A 20,392-nucleotide genomic window follows, 5' to 3' on the forward strand; every position below is an offset into this window, starting at 1 on the left:
TTACTTACACTGTTTCACATTTAATAATCTTATTGATTACTTCGACAGATGGAGTTGTTTATGAAAGTGATTGATTGCTCATTGTTAGAGTATGTATCTGGTGAGCGTAGTAATAATGGCGACGATCGTACCGACAATAGAGGAAGAAGTAACAGGGGAAGTAAATCCAGTAACAATAGTGGTTCAGGTAATTACTGCACCCAAAATACCTCGAAAGACGGTATCAATGGGATGGGACTGGGTGCGGCAACAGGTACATTCAGTGGCTTAGTCGGCGCGACTGTTGGATTGGTTGGTGGTGCAGTTATCGGTGGATGTTTTAATGGCGGCAAGTCTATCTTCATTTCCAGGTGATTACATGAATGACAAAGCGCTTAAATTAATATCGGTAGTTATTGGTATATTTCTCTCTGCCTCCTTGCTAGGTGGGGCTGGAGTGGGGTTTTCATCATGGTATCCCGCGCCGAGTGGAATTTCCGTATTATTAGTTTCAATCACTTGCAGCGTGTGTATAGTCAGGTTTTTATATTTTTTGATTAAGTTATTTTTCGGAAATTCTCATATTAAAAACTAAATTTCTTTTTTACCCGCCCAGAAATGGGCGGATCCGGGCATAAATAGAATGCAACCTTTTGCGATGACTAAATAAAATCATCCAATATTAACCCTGATGATATCGCTGAAGCACGGAGTAGTAGTCGAGATACCGCCAGTTTGTGCGGGGTGTCAGCCTTACTGCCCCTGCGCCGCCAGCGCCTGAGCGCAAGCCCAGGCCGAGCTCCAGGCCCACTGGAAGTTATAACCGCCCAGCCACCCTGTCACATCCACCACTTCGCCGATAAAGTACAGGCCGGGTACCTTGCCGGCTTCCATCGTTTTGGAAGACAGCTCTTTGGTATCCACGCCGCCAAGCGTCACTTCCGCCGTGCGGTAGCCTTCGGTGCCGTTCGGCTGCACGCGCCAATTCTGCAAGGTTTCGACCAGCGCGGCCTGTTGCGTGGGGTTCAGCTGCTTCAGCGTGGCTTCCGGCAATTGCCCCAGCGTTTGCAGGCACTCCACCAGGCGTTTTGGCAGGTGCAGCGCCAGGGTGTTTTTCAGGCTTTGGTTGGGATGGGCCTGACGTTGCTCATTAAGGAAGCCCGCCAGATCGAGTGCAGGAAGTAAGTTAACGCTCACAAACTCACCAGGCTGCCAGTAGCTGGAAAGCTGCAATACCGCCGGGCCGGAAAGGCCACGGTGGGTGAAAAGCAGGCTTTCGCGGAAGCTGACGCCGTTTTCGGCGGTGATCACCGCCGGCACGGAGACGCCGGACAACGTTTGCAGGTGTTCCAGCAGCGGTTTATGCAGGGTAAAAGGCACCAGCGCGGCTCGGGTCGGCAACACCTTCAGGCCAAACTGCTCCGCCAGCTTGTAGCCGAACGGCGACGCGCCCAGCCCCGGCATGGAAAGCCCGCCGCTGGCCACCACGAGTGAGCGAGCGCTCACTTTCTCGCCATTCAGCGCCAGTTCGAAACCGGCTTCGGTTTTTTCCACGCCCAGCACTTCACTGCGCAGGCGCGTCGTCACCTGGCCCAGTTCGCACTCTTTAACCAGCAGTTCGACCACCTGCTGCGCCGAGTCATCGCAAAACAGCTGCCCCAGCGTTTTCTCGTGGTAGGCGATGCCGTAGCGGTTAATCAGATCGATAAAATCCCACTGGGTATATCGTGCCAGCGCCGATTTACAGAAATGCGGGTTGTTCGACAGGTAGGCGGCCGGTTCGGTGTACATATTAGTAAAGTTACAGCGTCCGCCGCCGGACATCAGGATTTTGCGTCCCGGTTTTTTGCCGTTATCGAGCAGCAGCACCCGGCAACCGAGTTGCCCCGCCTGTGCCGCGCAAAACATGCCCGCTGCGCCCGCACCTATTACCACGACATCAAACTGTTCCACCTGCGCCTCTCTGAATAAAAACCACAATCGCGACAAAAGGCCGCCATATTACGCCGTTTCGCTACCGGTAACCGACAACTTTACGGCGGCAGATTGTAAAGCCATGCCGCCGCCAGCGCCATAGTAAGAAAATATTACAGTACGCTTATCAGCATAAGATTATGATATTTCATATCTTTGTCATGCCAACGCCATCGTTTCGTCATATCTAAATCAAAAAAACGTCATATTTTCCTTTTCCCCGGCCCCGGTTGTCACGGATAATGCGCGGCGTTCATGTCCACAAACTGGCGTAACGCTTATGCTGCATTTGTTCGCAGGCCTGGATTTCCATACCGGCCTGATGTTAATTCTCGCATTGTTGTTCGTGTTGTTTTATGAAGCCATCAACGGCTTTCATGATACGGCCAATGCGGTCGCTACAGTAATCTATACCCGTGCCATGCGCTCGCAACTTGCGGTCGTGATGGCGGGCTTGTTCAACTTTCTTGGCGTTATGCTCGGTGGTTTGAGTGTTGCTTACGCCATTGTTCACCTGTTGCCTACCGATCTGTTGTTGAACGTCAGTTCAGCGCACGGATTAGCCATGGTCTTCTCCATGCTGCTGGCGGCGATTATCTGGAACCTCGGCACCTGGTATTTCGGTCTGCCGGCCTCCAGCTCCCACACGCTGATTGGCGCAATTATCGGTGTTGGTTTAACCAACGCACTGATGACTCACACCTCGGTGGTGGATGCGCTTAACGTCCCGAAAATGATCGGTATTTTCCTGTCATTGCTCATCTCGCCGCTGGTCGGCATGATGGTCGCCGGGCTGATGGTGTTTGCCTTGCGCCGCTATTGGAGCGGCAACAAGAAACGCCAGCGTATCCACATGACCCCCGCGGAACGTGAAAAGGTCGACGGCAAACGCAAGCCGCCGTTCTGGACCCGTATCGCACTGATCCTGTCGGCTATCGGCGTCAGCTTCTCGCACGGCGCCAACGACGGCCAGAAAGGCATCGGCCTTATCATGCTGGTGCTGATCGGCGTTGCGCCGGCCGGCTTCGTGGTCAATATGAATGCAACCGGTTATGACATCACCCGTACGCGTGATGCCGTGACCCACCTGCAGCAATATTACCAGCAGCACGGCGATGCCCTGTCACACGTGGTGTCCCTGACGCCGCTGGTGCCAAGCCCGGAAGACGAGGTTTCGCCGAATAAGCCGACCGAGTTCCACTGCGACAGCTCCCGCGCCATGCCGGCGATTGAGCTGACGCAGGGCCTGCTGAACAATCTGCAAAGTTACGATCAACTGACGGTAGAACAGCGCAGCCATCTGCGCCGCCTGCTGATGTGCGTAACGGATACCGCAGACAAGGTCGCCAAACTGCCGGAAACCTCCGCCGCGGACCAGCGTTTCCTGAAGAACCTGCGTCAGGATCTGCTGCAAACCGTTGAGTATGCACCGCTGTGGATCATCGTTGCGGTTGCTCTGGCGCTGTCACTCGGCACCATGGTTGGCTGGAAGCGCGTTGCCACCACCATCGGCGAGAAAATCGGTAAGAAGGGCATGACCTACGCTCAGGGCGTGTCGGCTCAGATGACCGCAGCCTTGTCGATCGGCGTGGCCAGCTACACCGGTATGCCGGTTTCCACCACCCACGTGCTCTCTTCGGCGGTAGCCGGGACGATGATCGTGGACGGCGGCGGCGTACAAAGTAAAACCGTGAAGAACATCCTGTTGGCCTGGTTACTGACCCTGCCGATTTCGATTCTGCTTTCCGGTTCACTGTACTGGCTGGCGCTTAAGGTTATCTAAGCAGCTTGTTCCATGAAAAAGGCGGCCCGATGTGGCCGCCTTTTTTTTGCTCGTAACCAGGGAAACCGCCCGGTTTTAATACCAAATCATCAGCGCCAGCAGGCTGACCACCACCAGCCCGCACAGGGCGGAAGTCAGCATAAACTGGCCGCGCACCCGCTCACAACGGCGGATGAACTCCGGGTCGTGGTGCTCGACGTAGCGCTGCGAGAAGATGTAGCGCACCAGCCGCAACTGCTTGCTCGGCTGGCCGTGGGCAGTAAAGAAACCGCCGCCGTCGACGTATTGGTACAACAGCGGATCGCAGCCGCGCAACACCACCAGCAGCGCACGCAGAGAAGAGTAATACCGCACCATGTTTACCACACACACCACACACAAAGCCCAAAACAGCGCGACGGTACTGATCATGATTGCCCCCTCAAGGCGTTGTTATCCGCGGCGCTCCGCCGGGTCCAACTGCCCTACCTCGATGCCCATTACTGCGGGAGCCTACCGCTCCGATCCCCTTTTTACCGCTCGGGCCACGCATAACCCACAGCCTCTGAAACAAGCCGCCGCCAGGCAAAGTACCGGTAGCGCAGACTGGCTCAGAGGAGAAAAGGTGAGGCCCATATTCATTATTGTAGGTGAATGAAACGTAAACTGGCCTGAGCAGTCGATAAAATTTACCGCAACCTGCCCATTTGTCATCCATCGATTGGTTATAAGTGATAACCACCCTGCCCGCCATTCCCGGTATTTTCCACGGCCAGATGGGCGTTTGGGACTATACTCTGTTTAAGAATGCTTATGTTTCAAGCGGTCAAACCGCCAATAACCCCAGTAATGATAGGATTTTCAACCCGGCGGGTGTAAAACTGACGGGGTAGAGATGAAGAGATTTTTTGATGCAACACACTGTGATCGCCCCAACATATCATTGTGTTATCTGAATGATAAAATGCAGGTAAACCTAAAGCGCCAGGCTGGTACGCTGAATGCCTGCTAACCCTTTAATCGGCATTATATGGAAGGAGTATTCTCATGGCTTACAAACACATTCTGATTGCGGTAGACCTGTCCCCGGAGAGCAAAATTCTGGTGGAAAAAGCCGTATCTATGGCGCGACCGTACAACGCCAAAGTTTCCCTGATCCACGTAGATGTTAACTATTCCGACCTGTATACCGGCCTGATCGACGTTAATCTCGGCGATATGCAAAAGCGTATCTCCGAGGAAACGCACCACGCGCTGACCGAGCTTTCGCAAAATGCCGGTTACCCGATTACCGAAACCCTGAGCGGCAGCGGCGATTTGGCGCAGGTGCTGGTCGATGCCATCAAGAAATACGATATGGACCTGGTGCTGTGCGGTCACCACCAGGATTTCTGGAGCAAGCTGATGTCCTCTGCACGCCAACTGATCAACACCGTGCATATCGATATGCTGATTGTGCCGCTGCGTGACGAAGAAGACAGCGCCGAAGATTAAGTAAGCGCTCGCAAACTTAGCCTGCCAACGCCCGCCTCTTGCGGGCGTTTTTCGTTATACCGCGATCATTAATCGCTTGTTAATCAACCGCCCTCCAGTGATATAGTCGCTAAAGACACAACATCATCCCCCAGGCTTTATTCATACCAATATTTATAAAAATAATGGGGGAAATTAATAGTATTACCCTATGAATTTCGGGCTGTAACCAGGCAGCCAGCTCGCGGATCACCAGGCGCTTACTCAGGTAAGTCACTGGGGAACCGCGAGCTCAGCTAACAAGGCTACAGCTTGAAAGGCGACGGGTATAAAGGAGCTATCCATGGAAAATGCCGTATCGGTAGAGTCGTTTTTGTCCTCGCTACAACGCCACAATCCCCACCAGCCTGAGTATTTGCAGGCGGTAAGAGAAGTGTTTACCTCTCTGTGGCCATTTATCGAACGCAACCCGCGCTATCGCGAGCACGCGTTGCTGGAGCGTTTGGTGGAACCGGAGCGTGCCATCCAGTTCCGCGTCAGTTGGGTGGACGATCGCGGCCAGGTGCAGGTTAACCGCGCCTGGCGCGTGCAGTTCAATTCCGCCATCGGGCCGTATAAAGGCGGTATGCGTTTTCATCCGTCGGTGAATTTATCGATTCTGAAATTCCTCGGCTTCGAGCAGACCTTCAAAAATGCGCTGACCACTTTGCCCATGGGCGGCGGTAAAGGCGGGTCGGATTTCGATCCGAAAGGCAAAAGCCAGGCGGAGATCATGCGTTTCTGCCAGTCGCTGATGACGGAGCTGTACCGCCATCTTGGCCCGGATACCGATGTGCCCGCCGGGGATATCGGCGTTGGCGGCCGTGAAGTCGGCTTTATGACCGGCATGATGAAAAAACTGTCCAACAACACCGCCTGCGTATTTACCGGCAAAGGGCTGTCGTTCGGCGGCAGCCTGATCCGGCCCGAGGCCACAGGTTATGGGCTGGTCTATTTCACCGACGCCATGCTGCAACGCCACGGGCTGGGCTTTGAAGGGATGCGGGTCGCCGTTTCCGGCTCAGGCAATGTGGCGCAGTACGCCATCGAGAAGGCGCTGGAACTGGATGCGCGCGTGATCACCGCGTCTGACTCGGGCGGCACCGTGGTCGATGAGGCCGGTTTCACCACCGAGAAGCTGGCCCATCTGGCGGAAATCAAGAATCAGCGTTATGGCCGGGTGGAAGACTACGCCCGTGAGCGCGGCCTGGTCTACCTAGCCGGCCAGCAACCGTGGAACGTGCCGGTGGATATCGCTCTGCCGTGCGCAACCCAAAACGAACTGGATCTGGAAGCCGCACAGTTGCTGATCCGCAACGGAGTCAAAGCTGTGGCCGAGGGCGCCAATATGCCCACCACCATTCAGGCTACCGATGCGTTCCTGGACGCCGGCGTGCTGTTTGCCCCGGGCAAGGCCGCCAACGCCGGCGGCGTGGCCACTTCCGGCCTGGAAATGGCGCAGAATGCCGCGCGCATCAGCTGGCGGGCAGAAAAAGTGGATGTACGTTTACAACATATCATGGCGGATATTCATCAAGCCTGCGTCGAATACGGCGGTGAAGGGAAACAAACTCACTACGTGCATGGCGCCAATATCGCCGGATTCGTCAAGGTTGCCGACGCCATGCTGGCACAGGGCGTGCTGTAACTCACCCTTAAGGTGACATTGATCACATATCCGTTAAATGCTTCAATGCCGGCTCTCCTGCCGGCATTTTTACCGCCCCAAAACGCCCTTCCCACTTTTGGATAGTTGCAATAATGTAAATAAATATGATTTACTTTGTTAAATAAATGATGATTTTCCGTAGTAAAATTACCACCACTAAATTATTAAACATTTAATTAACATTAAAACCGCCATAATTTTACCTCAATGTGCGCAGATCACATTTCCTCAACTTCGGTTACGCCCCCTCTTCCATTCCTTTGTAATCTGCACTGGTGGAAAAACATCCACCCCTACAGATAAAAAAGGTACAGCGAATGAAATTTAACCTCGCATTATTAAATGCATGTGTGGTTTCTGCGTGCATGTTATCGACAACACCTGTTTTTGCCGCTGAAAAGTACGAGATCGCCGTGGTTGCCAAAGTGACCGGCATTCCCTGGTTCAACCGTATGGAAGTGGGCGTAAACGACGCAGCCAAAAAGCTCGACGTCAACGCTTACCAAACCGGGCCTTCCACCCCAGACCCGGCCGCACAGGTCAAAGTGATTGAAGACCTGATCGCCAAAAACGTTAACGCCATCATCGTGGTGCCAAACGACGCCAAGGTGCTGGAGCCGGTGCTGAAAAAAGCGCGCGAGAAAGGCATCGTGGTACTGACCCATGAATCCCCGGACCAGCAGATCGGCCAGTGGGACATCGAAACCATCGACAGCGAGAAATATGCGCAGGCCAACGTCGATGAGCTGGCGAAAGACATGGGCGGCAAAGGCGGTTACGCCATTTACGTCGGCTCGCTGACCGTGCCGCTGCACAACGCCTGGGCCGATTCCGCCATCAAATACCAGAAAGCCAAATACCCGGACATGTTCGAAGTCACTTCGCGTCTGCCGGTGGCGGAAAGCATCGATAAATCCTACGCCACCACGCTGGATTTGATGAAAACCTATCCGCAGATGAAAGGCATTATCGGTTTTGGTTCCCTCGGCCCGATCGGTGCCGGCCAGGCGGTCGCCAAGAAACGCGCCAAGGACAAAATCGCCGTGGTGGGCATCGCCATGCCGGCGCAGGCCGCTCCTTACCTGATGCGCGGCGATATCAAGAAAGCGCTGCTGTGGGATCCGAAAGACGCCGGCTATGCGCTGGTGACGGTGGCCGACCAACTGCTGCAAGGCAAGGAAGTGACCAAAGACTTGTCGATAGAAGGCCTGGGTAAAGCCGACGTCGATATGGATAAAAAAGTGATTCGGTTTAATAAAATTCTTGAAGTGACCAAAGATAATGCCAAATCGCTAGGATTTTAATTTTACCCGCTTCACACGGGTATGACTTATTACGCCACACCGGGAAAGTTATTCAATAACCTAAGGCGCAGCGCCTGCTGCGACCTTAGGATAATAAAAACCTGCACAGGTTAACACTATGACCACATCCACCGCATTTATCACCCTGGAGAATATCAGCAAAGGATTCCCAGGCGTGCTGGCATTGGACCAGATCAACCTGACGCTGAATATTGGCGAAGTGCATTGCCTGGCCGGACAAAATGGCTGCGGCAAAAGTACCATTATTAAAATTATTTCCGGCGTTTATCAGCCGGAAAAAGGCGCCAATATTTCGCTGGAAGGAAAACTCTTTCATTCCCTGACGCCGCAGCTCTCCGGCTATTACGGTATTCAGGTGATTTATCAGGATCTGTCGTTATTCCCCAATCTGACGGTGGCGGAAAATATCGCCATTCATCGTTATCTGCCCGGCGGCCATTTCTGGGTGCGCAAGCAGGTGATGCGCCAGACCGCGCTGGACGCCATGACGCGCGTCGGGGTGCATATCGATCCCGATAAAAAAGTGGAAAAACTGTCGATTGCCGATCGCCAACTGGTGGCGATTTGCCGCGCCATTGCCGCCGAAGCGCGGCTGGTGATTATGGATGAGCCTACCGCATCGCTGACGCGTCAGGAGGTCAACGGCCTGCTGCGGGTGGTCAACGAGCTGAAAGCCGCAGGCATTTGCGTGGTGTTTGTTAGCCACCGCCTGGATGAGGTGATGGAAGTCGCCGACCGCATTAGCGTAATGCGCGACGGCAAGCTGGTCGGTACTTACCCGGCAAGCCAGCTCGACAGCCACGAACTGGCGTTCCTGATGACCGGCCAACGCTTCCACTACAGCCAACTGCCGGCACGCCCGCCAGCCGATACCGCCCCGCTGCTTGAGGTCTGCAACCTCAGCCGACGCGGCAAATACCGGGACATCAATCTTTCGCTGCGCGGCGGCGAAATAGTCTCCATTGTCGGGCTGCTCGGCGCAGGCCGCACCGAGCTATGCCTCAGCCTGTTCGGCATGACGCGCCCGGACAGCGGTGAAATCAAAATCGACGGCCAAGCGGTGCGGCTGCACAACAACCGCGACGCGGTGCGTCACGGCATCGGCTACGTGTCGGAAGATCGTCTGACCCAAGGGTTGATCATGGAGCAGTCGATCTACGACAACACCATCGTCACGGTGTTTGATCAACTGCATACCCCGCTTGGGTTGCTGGATCACGCCAAGGCGACCGAGCTGGTCAACCGGCTGATCCGCGACCTGAACATCAAGGTGTCCGACAGCGCTTTGCCGGTCAAAACCCTGTCCGGCGGCAACGCCCAGCGTATCGCCATCGCCAAATGGGTAGCGACTCGGCCGAAGATCCTGATCCTCGACTCGCCCACCGTCGGGGTGGATATCGCCAACAAAGAGGGGATCTACCAGATCGCCAAAGATCTGGCCGAGCTCGGCATGGCGGTGTTGATGATCTGCGACGAGATCCCGGAAGCCTATTACAACAGCCATCGGGTGATGGTGATGCGCAAAGGCGAACTGATCGCCGAGTTTTCGCCGCACCACAGCACCGAACAACAGATCGCCGAGGTGGTGAATGGATAAGTCATTACTGGCCCGCCTGGCCGGCCGGCACGAGTTTTACCTGGGCCTGCTGGTGTTGCTGCTGGCCATTGGTCTGAGCGCCGGCACCAGCGAGTTTCTGACGCTCGGCAACCTGACCGACGTCGCCACCAGCTACGCCATTCTCGGCATTCTCGCCTGCGGCCTGTTCGTGGTGCTGATTGCCGGTGGCATCGACATTTCGTTCCCGGCTATCACCGCCATCGCCCAGTACGTGATGGCAACCTGGGTTATCCAGCACGGCGGCGGCTTCCCTTTGGCATTCGTGCTGGCGATGGGCGTCGGCCTGCTGCTCGGGCTGGTGAACGGTTTTCTGGTGTACTGGCTGAAGGTGCCGGCCATCATCATCACCATCGCCACCCTGAATCTGTTCTACGGCCTGCTGGTGTACGCCACCAACGGCACCTGGCTGTACGGTTTCCCGGACTGGTTTATGGACGGCATCAACTGGTTCTCGTTCCAGGGCGCCGATGGCTACGACTACGGCCTGACGCTGCCGCTGCTATGCCTGCTGGCGGTGGTGATCGTCACCGGCGTGCTGATGAACTTTACCCGCCTCGGCCGCCAGATCTTCGCCATGGGCGGCAACCGCGATGCGGCGTCGCGCCTGGGATTGAACCTGCTGCGTCTGCACTTCTACGTTTATGGTTACATGGGCATTCTGGCCGGTATCGCTGCGGTGGTTCAGGCGCAAATCACCCAGTCGGTCGCCCCCAATTCGTTGCTCGGCTTTGAGCTGACGGTGCTGGCGGCGGTGGTGCTCGGCGGCACCAGCATGACCGGCGGCCGCGGCTCGCTGACCGGCACGCTGCTTGGCGTCGTATTGCTGGCCTTCCTGCAAAACGGCCTGACGCTGCTCAGCGTGTCGGCTTATTGGCACCAGGTGTTCAGCGGCGCGATCATTTTGATCAGCATCAGCAGCACCGCCTGGAATGAAAAACGCAAGCTGGCCAAGGAGCTATGACATGAATTCGTTAACCCGCCTGATCCCGAACGATCGGATCATCCGCCTGCAAAGCGCGATCATCATCGCCGTGGCGCTGCTGTTTGCCGGGCTGCTCGGATCGCGTTTCTTCAGCGTCGGCAACTTCCAGTCGATCGCCTCGCAACTGCCGATCCTCGGCATGCTGGCGCTCGGAATGGGCATTACCATGCTGACCGGCGGCATTAATTTGTCGATCATCGCCGGTGCCAACGCCTGCTCGCTGGTGATGGCGGCGATTATCGTCAGCCATCCGGATCAACCGCTGTTTTTAGCGCTGGCGCTGCTGGCCGGGTTACTGGTCGCGGTCGCCATCGGTGCGCTTAACGGCGTGCTGGTCGCCTGGATCGGCGTTTCGCCGATTCTGGCCTCGCTCGGCACCATGACGCTGATCACCGGCCTGAATATCCTGTTGTCCAACGGCGCGGTGATCTCCGGCTTCCCGGCGGTGATTCAGTACTTCGGCAACGGCAGCCTGCTCGGCATTCCGGTGGCGCTGCTGCTGTTTCTGCTGGTGGCCGTCGGCCTGTGGCTGCTGCTGGAGCACACCACGCTGGGCCGCAGTTTGTACCTGATCGGCTCCAACGAACAGGCCACCCGTTTTAGCGGGGTCAATACCGCCCGGGTGCAGATCGCGGTGTATATCCTGTCCGCCTTGCTCGGCTGGGGCGCAGCCCTATTGATGATGGCCAAGTTCAACTCGGCCAAGGCGGGTTACGGCGAATCCTACCTGCTGGTGACCATTCTGGCCTCGGTGCTGGGCGGCATTAATCCGGACGGCGGTTTTGGCCGGGTACTTGGCCTGGTGCTGGCGCTGATTGTGCTGCAAATGCTGGAAAGCGGCCTCAACCTGCTGGGCGTCAGCAGTTATCTGACCATGGCCCTGTGGGGCGGTGTGCTGATCCTGTTTATCGCATTACAGAATCGAAAAGCCTGACTGGAGAAGAACAATGGCGAGTTATTTTATTGGCGTAGATGTAGGCACCGGAAGCGCACGCGCAGGGGTATTCGATCTCAACGGCCGCATGGTCGGGCAGGCCAGCCGGCCCATCGATTTGTACCGCCCGAAGGCGGACTTTGTCGAACAGTCTTCGGACAATATATGGCAAGCGGTGTGCAGCGCGGTGCGCGATGCGGTCAACCAGGCCGATATCAACCCGATTCAGGTCAAAGGGCTGGGGTTCGACGCCACCTGTTCGCTGGTGGTGCTGGATAAAGAAGGCCAGCCGCTGACCGTCAGCCCGTCCGGCCGCACCGAGCAGAACATCATCGTGTGGATGGATCACCGGGCGATCGTTCAGGCCGAGCGCATCAACGCCACCAAACACCGGGTGCTGGACTTCGTCGGCGGGATCATCTCGCCGGAGATGCAAACCCCCAAAATGCTGTGGCTGAAGCAGCATATGCCGACCACCTGGGCCAATGCCGGCTACCTGTTTGACCTGCCGGATTTTCTCACCTGGCGCGCCACCCAGGACGCCACCCGTTCGCTGTGTTCGACGGTGTGCAAATGGACTTACCTCGGCCATGAACAGCGCTGGGACAAGAGCTATTTCAAACAGATTGGGCTGGAAGACGTGCTGGAACACGACGCCGCCAAAATCGGCAGCGACGTAAAAATGATGGGCGAACCGCTGGGCCACGGCCTGACGCAGCGCGCCGCCGGCGAGATGGGCCTGATTGCCGGTACGGCGGTCAGCGTGTCGATCATCGACGCTCATGCCGGCACCCTCGGCACGCTGGGCGCCACCGGGGTTTCCGGCGAAGTGGCGGATTTTAACCGCCGCATCGCGCTGATCGGCGGTACTTCTACCGGCCATATGGCGATGTCGCGTACCGCGCGCTTTATCGGCGGCGTTTGGGGGCCGTATTACTCGGCAATTCTGCCGGAATACTGGCTGAACGAAGGGGGTCAATCCGCTACCGGCGCGTTGATTGACCATGTGATCCAGTCTCATCCGTGCTATCAGGATCTGCTGACGCAGGCGAAAACCCAGGGGCAGACCATCTATGAGGTGCTGAACGCCCTGCTGCGCCGCATGGCCGGCGAGCCGGAGGACATCGCCTTCCTGACCCAGGATATTCACATGTTGCCGTATTTCCACGGCAACCGTTCGCCGCGCGCCAACCCGACGCTGACCGGCACCCTGACCGGGCTGAAGCTGTCGCGCACCCCGGAGGACATGGCGCTGCACTATCTGGCGACCCTCCAGGCGATCGCGCTCGGCACCCGCCATATTATCGAAACCATGAACCAAAGCGGCTACAGCATCGACACCATTATGGCCAGCGGCGGCGGCACCAAGAACCCGCTGTTCGTGCAGGAGCACGCCAACGCCACCGGCTGCGCCATGCTGCTGCCGGAGGAGAGCGAAGCGATGTTGCTGGGCGGCGCGATGATGGGCACCGTGGCAGCGGGCGTGTTCGACACGCTGCCGGAAGCGATGAGCGCCATGAGCCGCATCGGTAAAACCGTTACGCCGCAGACCAACAAAATAAAAAGCTATTACGACCGCAAATACCGCGTGTTCCATGAGCTGTATAACGACCATATGAAATACCGCCGGCTGATGCAGGAGGAGGCGTGATGCAGCAGGAATGGCAGCGTGCGGCGGAGGCCTGGGCCATTTACAGCCGCGAACTGGCGCAACTCAGCCAACGCATCGACGCGCCCACCTGGCAACGGCTGCTGACGCTGCTGGCGGCGTGCCGGGGCAAGATTGTGGTCACCGGCGTCGGCACCTCCGGCATCGCGGCGCGCAAGATTGCCCATATGCTGGCCTGTGTGGAACGACCGGCCATCTACCTGAACGCCACCGACGCGGCGCACGGCGATTTGGGCTTTCTGCGCGGCGATGATCTGATGATTCTGATTTCGCGCGGCGGCAATTCCGATGAGCTGACCCGCCTGCTGCCGACGCTGCAGGCCAAAGGCGTACCGCTGATTGGCGTGACGGAAAACCCGGATTCGGCGATCGCTCATGCGGCGCAGCTGGTGATCCGCACCGGGGTGGAAAACGAGATAGATCCGCTGAATATGCTGGCAACTACGTCTATCGTGCTGGTATTGGCGATTTTCGATGCCGCCTGCGCCTGCCTGATGGAACGCAGCGGCTACAGCAAAGAAACCTTGCTGGCGGTGCATCCGGGCGGTGACGTGGGGAAAAGTCTGCGCGAGCAGGAATAACAGCGGGGCGAAGATGTTCGCCCCCTGGGAATAAGCTTACAGCGGCATATAAATATCGAAGCGGTGACTTTTGGTCAGGCTGGCCGCGTGCGCAGGCACGTTGGCCAACGGCGGGGCGTAATCCGGCCGCTTCACCACCACGCGTTTGGTCGCCAGCCGACGCGCAGGCTCCAGCAGGCCGTCGGCGTCGTCATCGCTGCCCACCAGCGACTGAAATACCCGCATCTCTTTCTTCACCAGCGCGCTTTTTTGCTTGTGCGGATACATAGGATCGAGATACACCACTTCGGGCCGTGGATCGAGGCCGGTCAGCGCGGTCAGGCTGGAGGCGTGCAGCAGCGTCAAGCGCTCGCGCAGCCACGGGCCGATTTCCACATCCTGATAGCCGCGTTGCAGCCCGTCATCCAACAGCGCCGCTACCACCGGGTTGCGTTCCAGCATCCGCACCTTGCAGCCCAGCGAAGCCAGCACAAAGGCATCACGCCCCAGCCCGGCGGTCGCGTCCACCACCTCCGGCAGGTAACTGCCCTTGATGCCGACCGCCTTGGCCACTGCCTCACCGCGCCCGCCGCCGAAGCGACGCCGATGCGCCAGGGTGCCGGAAACGAAATCGACGTAAATCGCGCCCAGCTTGGGTTCGTCGCGTTTGCGCAGCTCCAGCCGCTGCGGCGTCAACACCAGCGCCATCGGCGCGTCGTCATCCGACGTTAACTGCCAGCGCTCCGCCAGAATGGACAAGGCGCCGGGATCGGCGCCTTCTTCACACAATAAACACACGCTCACCGGTGGGTTATCCTTTAATGCCGTAATGGCGCAGCATAGCATCCAGCTGCGGCTCACGGCCACGGAAGCGTTTGAACAGTTCCATCGGCTCTTCCGAACCGCCGCGCGACAGGATGTTGTCGAGGAAGGATTTACCGGTTTCGGCGTTGAAAATCCCCTCTTCCTCAAAGCGCGAGTAAGCATCGGCAGACAGCACTTCCGCCCACAGATAGCTGTAATAACCCGCCGCATAACCGCCGGCAAAGATATGGCTGAAGGCATGCGGGAAGCGGCCCCAGCTTGGTGAAGGCACCACGGCCACCGTTTTTTTCACTTCCGCCAGCGTCGGCAGGATTTGCGCACCTTTTTCCGGGCTGTACTCGGCGTGCATGCGGAAATCGAACAGACCGAACTCCAATTGGCGCAGGATAAACAGCGCCGCCTGGTAGTTTTTGGCCGCCAGCAGCTTGTCGAGCATCTCTTTCGGCAGCGGCTCGCCGCTCTGATAATGGCCGGAGATAAAGGCCAGCGCTTCCGGCTCCCAGCACCAGTTTTCCATAAACTGGCTCGGCAGCTCGACCGCATCCCACGGCACGCCGCTGATGCCGGAGACGCCGGCGGTGTCGATTTGGGTCAGCATATGGTGCAGACCGTGGCCGAACTCGTGGAACAGCGTAGTCACTTCGTTATGAGTGAACAGCGCCGGTTTGTCGCCCAGCGGGCGGTTGAAGTTGCAGGTCAGGTAGGCAACCGGTTTTTGCAGCGAGCCGTCGGCCTTGCGCAGGCTGCCGACGCAGTCGTCCATCCAGGCACCGCCACGTTTGTTTTCACGCGCGTACAGGTCAAGGTAGAAGCTGCCGCGCAGTTCGCCGTCGGCATCGAACAGGTCAAAGAAGCGCACTTCAGGATGCCAGGTATCCACATCCTTGCGCTCTTTGGCGGTGATGCCGTAAATGCGTTTCACCACTTCGAACAGCCCTTCTACTACGCGCTGTTCAGGGAAGTACGGGCGCAGCTGTTCGTCGCTGATGGAGAACAGGTGCTGTTTTTGTTTTTCACCGTAATAGGTGATGTCCCAGGCTTCCAGCTCATCCACGCCGTAATGCTGTTTGGCGAAGGCGCGCAGTTGCGCCAGCTCTTTCTCGGCCTGCGGCCGGGCGCGCTTGGCCAGATCGCTCAGGAAACCGAGCACCTGCTCCGGGTTTTCCGCCATTTTGGTCGCCAACGATTTGTCGGCATAGCTGGCGAAGCCCAGCAGTTCCGCCAGTTCGTGGCGCAGCGCCAGCGTTTCCGCCATCACTTCGCTGTTGTCCCATTTGCCGGCGTTCGGCCCCTGATCGGAAGCGCGAGTAGCAAAGGCGCGGTACATTTCTTCACGCAGCGCACGGTTGTCGCCGTAGGTCAGCACCGGCAGGTAGCTCGGCATATCCAGCGTCAGCAGCCAGCCGTCCTGCTCTTTGGCCTGCGCCATCGCCTGGGCCTGTGCCAGCGCGCTTTCCGGCAGGCCGCTCAGCTCGGCTTCGTCGGTAATCAGTTTGCTCCAGCCCATGGTGGCGTCGAGCACATTGTTGCTGTAGGTAGAACCCAGCTCGGACAGGCGCGCGACGATCTCGCCGTAGCGCCGTTGTTTTTCCGCCGACAGGCCAATGCCCGACAGTTCGAAATCACGCAGCGCGTTTTCCACCGACTTGCGCTGTGGCGCGGTCAGTTGGTTAAACCCTTCGCCCTCTTTCAGGCTGCGATAGGCCTGGTACAGCCCCTCATGCTGGCCCACCCAGGTGCCGTATTCAGACAGCAGCGGCAGCGCCTGCTCGTAGGCGGCACGCAGCTCCGGGCTGTTTTTGACCGAGTTCAGGTGCCCGACCGGCGACCAGATGCGCGACAGGCGATCGTCCGACTCCGCCAGCGGCTGACACAGATTATCCCAGGTGAACGGCCCCGGCTGCGCAACCACGCGCTCTACCGCAGCGCGGCAATCGGCCAGCGCGGATTGCACCGCAGGCACGATATCTTCAGGGCGAATGGCGGAAAACGGCGGCAGGGAAAACGGTGTCAGCAACGGATTTGTCATAGGGCAGTCCTGATTAGCGTTGGGGCCCGCCGCAGCGGGCAGGCCTTAAAATGCGAATGAATCTCTAACATGGAGCCAAGCAGCGGGAAAATCAATGGCCGGGCGTTGATAGATAGTGCCTTAAATAGTGCTCTGGCGGATTTTCGCCGCCAATTCCGCCAGATGCCCATCGTCGGCGCGCGCAGCATCGTGAGAAGACAGATACCCCTCGTAACGATCGAAAAACTTGGTCGATTTGGACTCTATCGGCTGCCAGTGATCCAGCCCGGCGGTGCCGTGCATCGGGATTAGCTTGGCATGCACATGATCGACGCCAAAGCCTTCGAACACCATGCCGCAGCGGCCCACGTCGTCAAACGCCCGGTCGAGCAATTGCGCCACCCGCTTGGTCGCCAGCATCAGTTCGCTGAGCGCCTCGTCCGGCAGCGCAAAGGCGTAGCTGTCAAAATGCGCCTTGGGGATCACCACGCTGAAACCTTCGGTATTCGGGTAAATGGACAGAAACGCCATATGCGCGTCGTCCTCCCAGATTTTATGGCACGGCACTTTGCCTGCCACCAGGTCGCAAAAGATGCAGCTCATCATCGCTCCTTATCTGATCAAATCGCCTCTACCAATTCAAACTCTTCAAACACCAGCCACATATCCGGTGCGAAGCTGCCTTCACGGCTGAAAAAAGCCTGGTGCCCCTGCTGCCAGAACGCCAGGCTTTTATCCCCTTCCCCCTCTTTGGCCGCCATCTCGGCGGTGACGTCGCAGTAGCGGATCAGCCGCAGGGAGAGCGTTCTGATCACGCAGGCGGGCTCCCCACGTCCATCAAGGATGACGCTATAATCGCCCAGCATAGGCGACTTCTCTTGCCGGTAACTGGCATAAGAACCGCAGGTCGCCGTTTTATCCCCGCTCAGCACCCGCTGCAGCAGTTCATTGGCCAACTCGGGCCCATCGCCGAATGCCCAACGCGCAGCGTCGGGGTAGCGGTCCAAAATCGCGTTTTCGCTCATCGTCTTATCGCTCCCTTTAATGACCTGCGGCAACGCAGTTCAGTTTTTCCCTGCCAGACAGTTTATACTGTGCAGATTATAAGCCTTCATTCTGTTCAGCATGCTCCGCAGGAGCACAAGGAATTACCACCAGCCATGTTAAGTTACCGCCACAGTTTCCACGCCGGCAACCACGCCGACGTGCTCAAGCACACCGTTCAGAGCCTGATCATTGAATCGCTGAAAGAAAAAGACAAACCTTTCCTGTACCTGGATACCCACTCCGGCGCAGGGCGCTATCAGCTGAGCGGTGAGCACGCCGAACGCACCGGGGAATACCTGGAAGGCATCGGCCTGCTGTGGCAACGTGACGATCTGCCGGAAGAGCTGGCGGCTTACATGAGCGTGATACGCAACTTTAACCGCACCGACAGGCTGCGTTACTACCCTGGCTCCCCACTGATTGCCCGTCAATTGCTGCGCCCGCAGGATAAAATCCACCTGACCGAGCTGCACCCGAGCGATTTCCCGCTGTTGCGCAGCGAGTTCCAGAAAGACGAACGCGCCAAGGTGCAACGTGCCGACGGTTACCAGCAGTTGAAATCCCAGTTGCCGCCACTGTCGCGCCGCGGGTTGATCCTGATGGACCCACCGTACGAGATGAAAACCGATTATCAGGACGTGATCAAAGGCTTGCAGGAAGGCTATAAACGCTTTGCCACCGGCACTTACGCGCTGTGGTATCCGGTGGTGATGCGCCAGCAGATCAAACGCATGCTCAAAGAGCTGGAAGCCACCGGCATCCGCAATATTTTGCAGATCGAACTGGCGGTAAGGCCCGACAGCGATCAGCGCGGTATGACCGCCTCCGGTATGATCGTGATTAACCCGCCGTGGAAGCTGGAACAACAGATGAAGAACGTGTTGCCGTGGCTGCACAAAACGCTGGTGCCTTCGGGCAATGGCCACCAGTTGGTGAACTGGGTGGTGCCGGAATAAGCCCCCGGGCGCGGTACGCCGCGCCTTCACCCCACCTATCGCAACCATCGACGCAACCTTTGCGACAAACCCGTATCAGGCGTTAAACTCTTACCCTCTTCGATTCACACAATTCATGGAAATCCCAGATGACCAAACATTACGATTATCTAGCAATTGGCGGCGGCAGCGGCGGCATCGCATCGATCAACCGGGCAGCCATGTATGGCCAGAAATGCGCACTGATTGAAGCCAAGGAACTGGGCGGCACCTGCGTAAACGTGGGTTGTGTACCGAAAAAAGTCATGTGGCACGCGGCGCAGATCGCCGAGGCCATCCACCTGTACGGCCCGGATTACGGCTTCGATACCACCGTCAACGCCTTTGACTGGAAGAAACTGGTCGCCAACCGCACCGCTTATATCGACCGTATCCATAATTCCTACGACAACGTGCTGGGCAAAAACAAAGTCGACGTGATTAAAGGTTTCGCGCGCTTTATCGACGCCCACACGGTGGAAGTGAACGGCGAGAAGATCACCGCCGACCATATCCTGATCGCCACCGGCGGCCGCCCGAGCCACCCTGACATTCCGGGTGCCGAATACGGTATCGATTCAGACGGCTTCTTCGAGCTGGATGCGATGCCAAAACGCGTTGCGGTGGTCGGCGCGGGCTATATCGCGGTGGAGATCGCCGGCGTGATGAACGCACTGGGGGCCGAAACCCACCTGTTCGTGCGTAAACACGCACCGCTGCGCACCTTCGATCCGATGATTGTCGAGACCCTGGTGGAAGTGATGAACACCGAAGGGCCAAGCCTGCACACCGAATCCGTGCCGAAAGCCATCGTCAAGAACGCCGACGGCAGCCTGACGCTGCAACTGGAAAACGGCAAGGAATTCACCGTCGACAGCCTGGTGTGGGCGATTGGCCGCGAACCGGCGACCGATAACCTGAACCTGAGCGTTACCGGGGTGAAAACCAACGAAAATGGTTATATCGACGTCGATAAATACCAGAACACCAGCGTAAAAGGCATTTACGCGGTGGGCGACAACACCGGCGCGGTTGAACTGACCCCGGTCGCGGTCGCCGCCGGCCGCCGCCTGTCCGAACGCCTGTTCAACAACAAGCCGGAAGAGCACCTGGATTACAGCAACATCGCCACCGTGGTGTTCAGCCACCCGCCGATCGGCACTATCGGGCTGACCGAGCCGGAAGCTATCGAGAAATTCGGCGCCGACAGCGTGAAAGTGTATAAGTCTTCCTTCACCGCCATGTACAGCGCCGTGACGCAGCACCGCCAACCGTGCCGCATGAAGCTGGTCTGCGTGGGCAAAGAAGAGAAGATTGTCGGCCTGCACGGCATCGGCCTGGGTATGGACGAGATCCTGCAGGGCTTCGCCGTCGCCATCAAGATGGGCGCCACCAAGAAGGACTTCGACAACACCGTGGCGATCCACCCGACCGCAGCGGAAGAGTTCGTTACCATGCGTTGATTTGCCTGCCCGGTGGCCAAGGCCGCTGGATAAACGTGACTAGTCCTGATATAGGTTGACACTTTTCAGCCTTATAACGCCCGATGAACTT

General features: G+C 57.7%; 18 protein-coding genes. 12 read left to right on the top strand and 6 right to left on the bottom strand.

From position 1 onward, the window contains the following. Positions 1 to 60: 60 nt before the first annotated feature. Complete coding sequence (locus ACUTQW_RS21170) at positions 61 to 354, top strand: hypothetical protein (RefSeq protein WP_081274832.1); 294 nt, start codon at positions 61 to 63, stop codon at positions 352 to 354. 378 nt (positions 355 to 732) lie between these two features. On the opposite strand, the gene ACUTQW_RS21175 is transcribed toward ACUTQW_RS21170, so the two are convergent. After that, the gene (locus ACUTQW_RS21175) at positions 733 to 1,932 is read right to left on the bottom strand and encodes a BaiN/RdsA family NAD(P)/FAD-dependent oxidoreductase (RefSeq protein WP_006328685.1); all 1,200 of its coding nucleotides are present in this window, start codon (positions 1,930 to 1,932) and stop codon (positions 733 to 735) included. Between the two features lie 301 nt (positions 1,933 to 2,233). Between ACUTQW_RS21175 and pitA the strand changes: the two genes are divergently transcribed. Continuing rightward, positions 2,234 to 3,736, top strand: a complete 1,503-nt coding sequence (gene pitA, locus ACUTQW_RS21180) for an inorganic phosphate transporter PitA (RefSeq protein ID WP_004951543.1) — start codon at positions 2,234 to 2,236, stop codon at positions 3,734 to 3,736. A gap of 75 nt (positions 3,737 to 3,811) precedes the next feature. Here the strand turns inward: pitA and uspB are convergent, their stop codons facing one another. Continuing rightward, positions 3,812 to 4,147 (bottom strand): universal stress protein UspB, encoded by a 336-nt coding sequence (gene uspB, locus ACUTQW_RS21185; RefSeq protein WP_004951547.1) that lies wholly within the window; start codon positions 4,145 to 4,147, stop codon positions 3,812 to 3,814. Positions 4,148 to 4,762: 615 nt separating this feature from the next. On the opposite strand from uspB, the gene uspA reads away from it, so the two are divergent. The 8 genes from uspA to ACUTQW_RS21225 all read left to right on the top strand — a co-directional run bounded on the left by uspA (position 4,763) and on the right by ACUTQW_RS21225 (position 14,005). Continuing rightward, entirely contained in the window at positions 4,763 to 5,209 is a 447-nt protein-coding gene (gene uspA / locus ACUTQW_RS21190; RefSeq protein ID WP_004951550.1) for a universal stress protein UspA, read from the top strand. A 322-nt stretch (positions 5,210 to 5,531) separates the two neighbouring features. Continuing rightward, positions 5,532 to 6,875, top strand: a complete 1,344-nt coding sequence (gdhA, locus tag ACUTQW_RS21195; protein ID WP_006328688.1) for an NADP-specific glutamate dehydrogenase — start codon at positions 5,532 to 5,534, stop codon at positions 6,873 to 6,875. Positions 6,876 to 7,213: 338 nt separating this feature from the next. Continuing rightward, on the top strand, positions 7,214 to 8,200 hold the full coding sequence (locus ACUTQW_RS21200) for an autoinducer 2 ABC transporter substrate-binding protein (RefSeq protein ID WP_004951554.1): 987 nt from the start codon (positions 7,214 to 7,216) through the stop codon (positions 8,198 to 8,200). Between the two features lie 118 nt (positions 8,201 to 8,318). Further along, on the top strand, positions 8,319 to 9,818 hold the full coding sequence (locus tag ACUTQW_RS21205; RefSeq protein ID WP_006328694.1) for a sugar ABC transporter ATP-binding protein: 1,500 nt from the start codon (positions 8,319 to 8,321) through the stop codon (positions 9,816 to 9,818). Continuing rightward, positions 9,811 to 10,800 (top strand): ABC transporter permease, encoded by a 990-nt coding sequence (locus tag ACUTQW_RS21210; RefSeq protein WP_004951557.1) that lies wholly within the window; start codon positions 9,811 to 9,813, stop codon positions 10,798 to 10,800. The genes ACUTQW_RS21205 and ACUTQW_RS21210 overlap by 8 nt, the downstream gene beginning before the upstream one ends. Before the next feature lies 1 nt (position 10,801). Beyond that, entirely contained in the window at positions 10,802 to 11,755 is a 954-nt protein-coding gene (locus ACUTQW_RS21215; protein ID WP_004951560.1) for an ABC transporter permease, read from the top strand. Positions 11,756 to 11,768: 13 nt separating this feature from the next. Then, positions 11,769 to 13,406 carry an FGGY-family carbohydrate kinase gene (locus ACUTQW_RS21220; RefSeq protein WP_004951563.1) on the top strand — a complete coding sequence of 546 codons (1,638 nt, stop codon included), beginning with the start codon at positions 11,769 to 11,771 and terminating at the stop codon, positions 13,404 to 13,406. Beyond that, a complete protein-coding gene (locus tag ACUTQW_RS21225) occupies positions 13,406 to 14,005 on the top strand; it encodes a KpsF/GutQ family sugar-phosphate isomerase (protein WP_006328695.1) in 600 nt (199 codons plus the stop codon). The genes ACUTQW_RS21220 and ACUTQW_RS21225 overlap by 1 nt, the downstream gene beginning before the upstream one ends. A 36-nt stretch (positions 14,006 to 14,041) precedes the next feature. Here the strand turns inward: ACUTQW_RS21225 and rsmJ are convergent, their stop codons facing one another. The 4 genes from rsmJ to ACUTQW_RS21245 all read right to left on the bottom strand — a co-directional run bounded on the left by rsmJ (position 14,042) and on the right by ACUTQW_RS21245 (position 17,842). Continuing rightward, on the bottom strand, positions 14,042 to 14,788 hold the full coding sequence (gene rsmJ, locus ACUTQW_RS21230; RefSeq protein ID WP_037433800.1) for a 16S rRNA (guanine(1516)-N(2))-methyltransferase RsmJ: 747 nt from the start codon (positions 14,786 to 14,788) through the stop codon (positions 14,042 to 14,044). Between the two features lie 7 nt (positions 14,789 to 14,795). Continuing rightward, the gene (prlC, locus tag ACUTQW_RS21235; protein ID WP_020439952.1) at positions 14,796 to 16,838 is read right to left on the bottom strand and encodes an oligopeptidase A; all 2,043 of its coding nucleotides are present in this window, start codon (positions 16,836 to 16,838) and stop codon (positions 14,796 to 14,798) included. Between the two features lie 120 nt (positions 16,839 to 16,958). Then, positions 16,959 to 17,420 carry an HIT family protein gene (locus ACUTQW_RS21240; protein ID WP_064799227.1) on the bottom strand — a complete coding sequence of 154 codons (462 nt, stop codon included), beginning with the start codon at positions 17,418 to 17,420 and terminating at the stop codon, positions 16,959 to 16,961. Positions 17,421 to 17,437: 17 nt separating this feature from the next. Further along, the gene (locus ACUTQW_RS21245) at positions 17,438 to 17,842 is read right to left on the bottom strand and encodes an ASCH domain-containing protein (RefSeq protein ID WP_166729183.1); all 405 of its coding nucleotides are present in this window, start codon (positions 17,840 to 17,842) and stop codon (positions 17,438 to 17,440) included. Positions 17,843 to 17,977: 135 nt separating this feature from the next. On the opposite strand from ACUTQW_RS21245, the gene ACUTQW_RS21250 reads away from it, so the two are divergent. Together ACUTQW_RS21250 and gorA are read left to right on the top strand one after the other, a co-directional pair. Continuing rightward, the gene (locus tag ACUTQW_RS21250; protein ID WP_006328702.1) at positions 17,978 to 18,820 is read left to right on the top strand and encodes a 23S rRNA (adenine(2030)-N(6))-methyltransferase RlmJ; all 843 of its coding nucleotides are present in this window, start codon (positions 17,978 to 17,980) and stop codon (positions 18,818 to 18,820) included. Between the two features lie 128 nt (positions 18,821 to 18,948). Then, the gene (gene gorA, locus ACUTQW_RS21255; protein ID WP_006328703.1) at positions 18,949 to 20,301 is read left to right on the top strand and encodes a glutathione-disulfide reductase; all 1,353 of its coding nucleotides are present in this window, start codon (positions 18,949 to 18,951) and stop codon (positions 20,299 to 20,301) included. Positions 20,302 to 20,392: the final 91 nt, after the last annotated feature.

Source organism: Serratia sp. TSA_7, assembly GCF_052692135.1.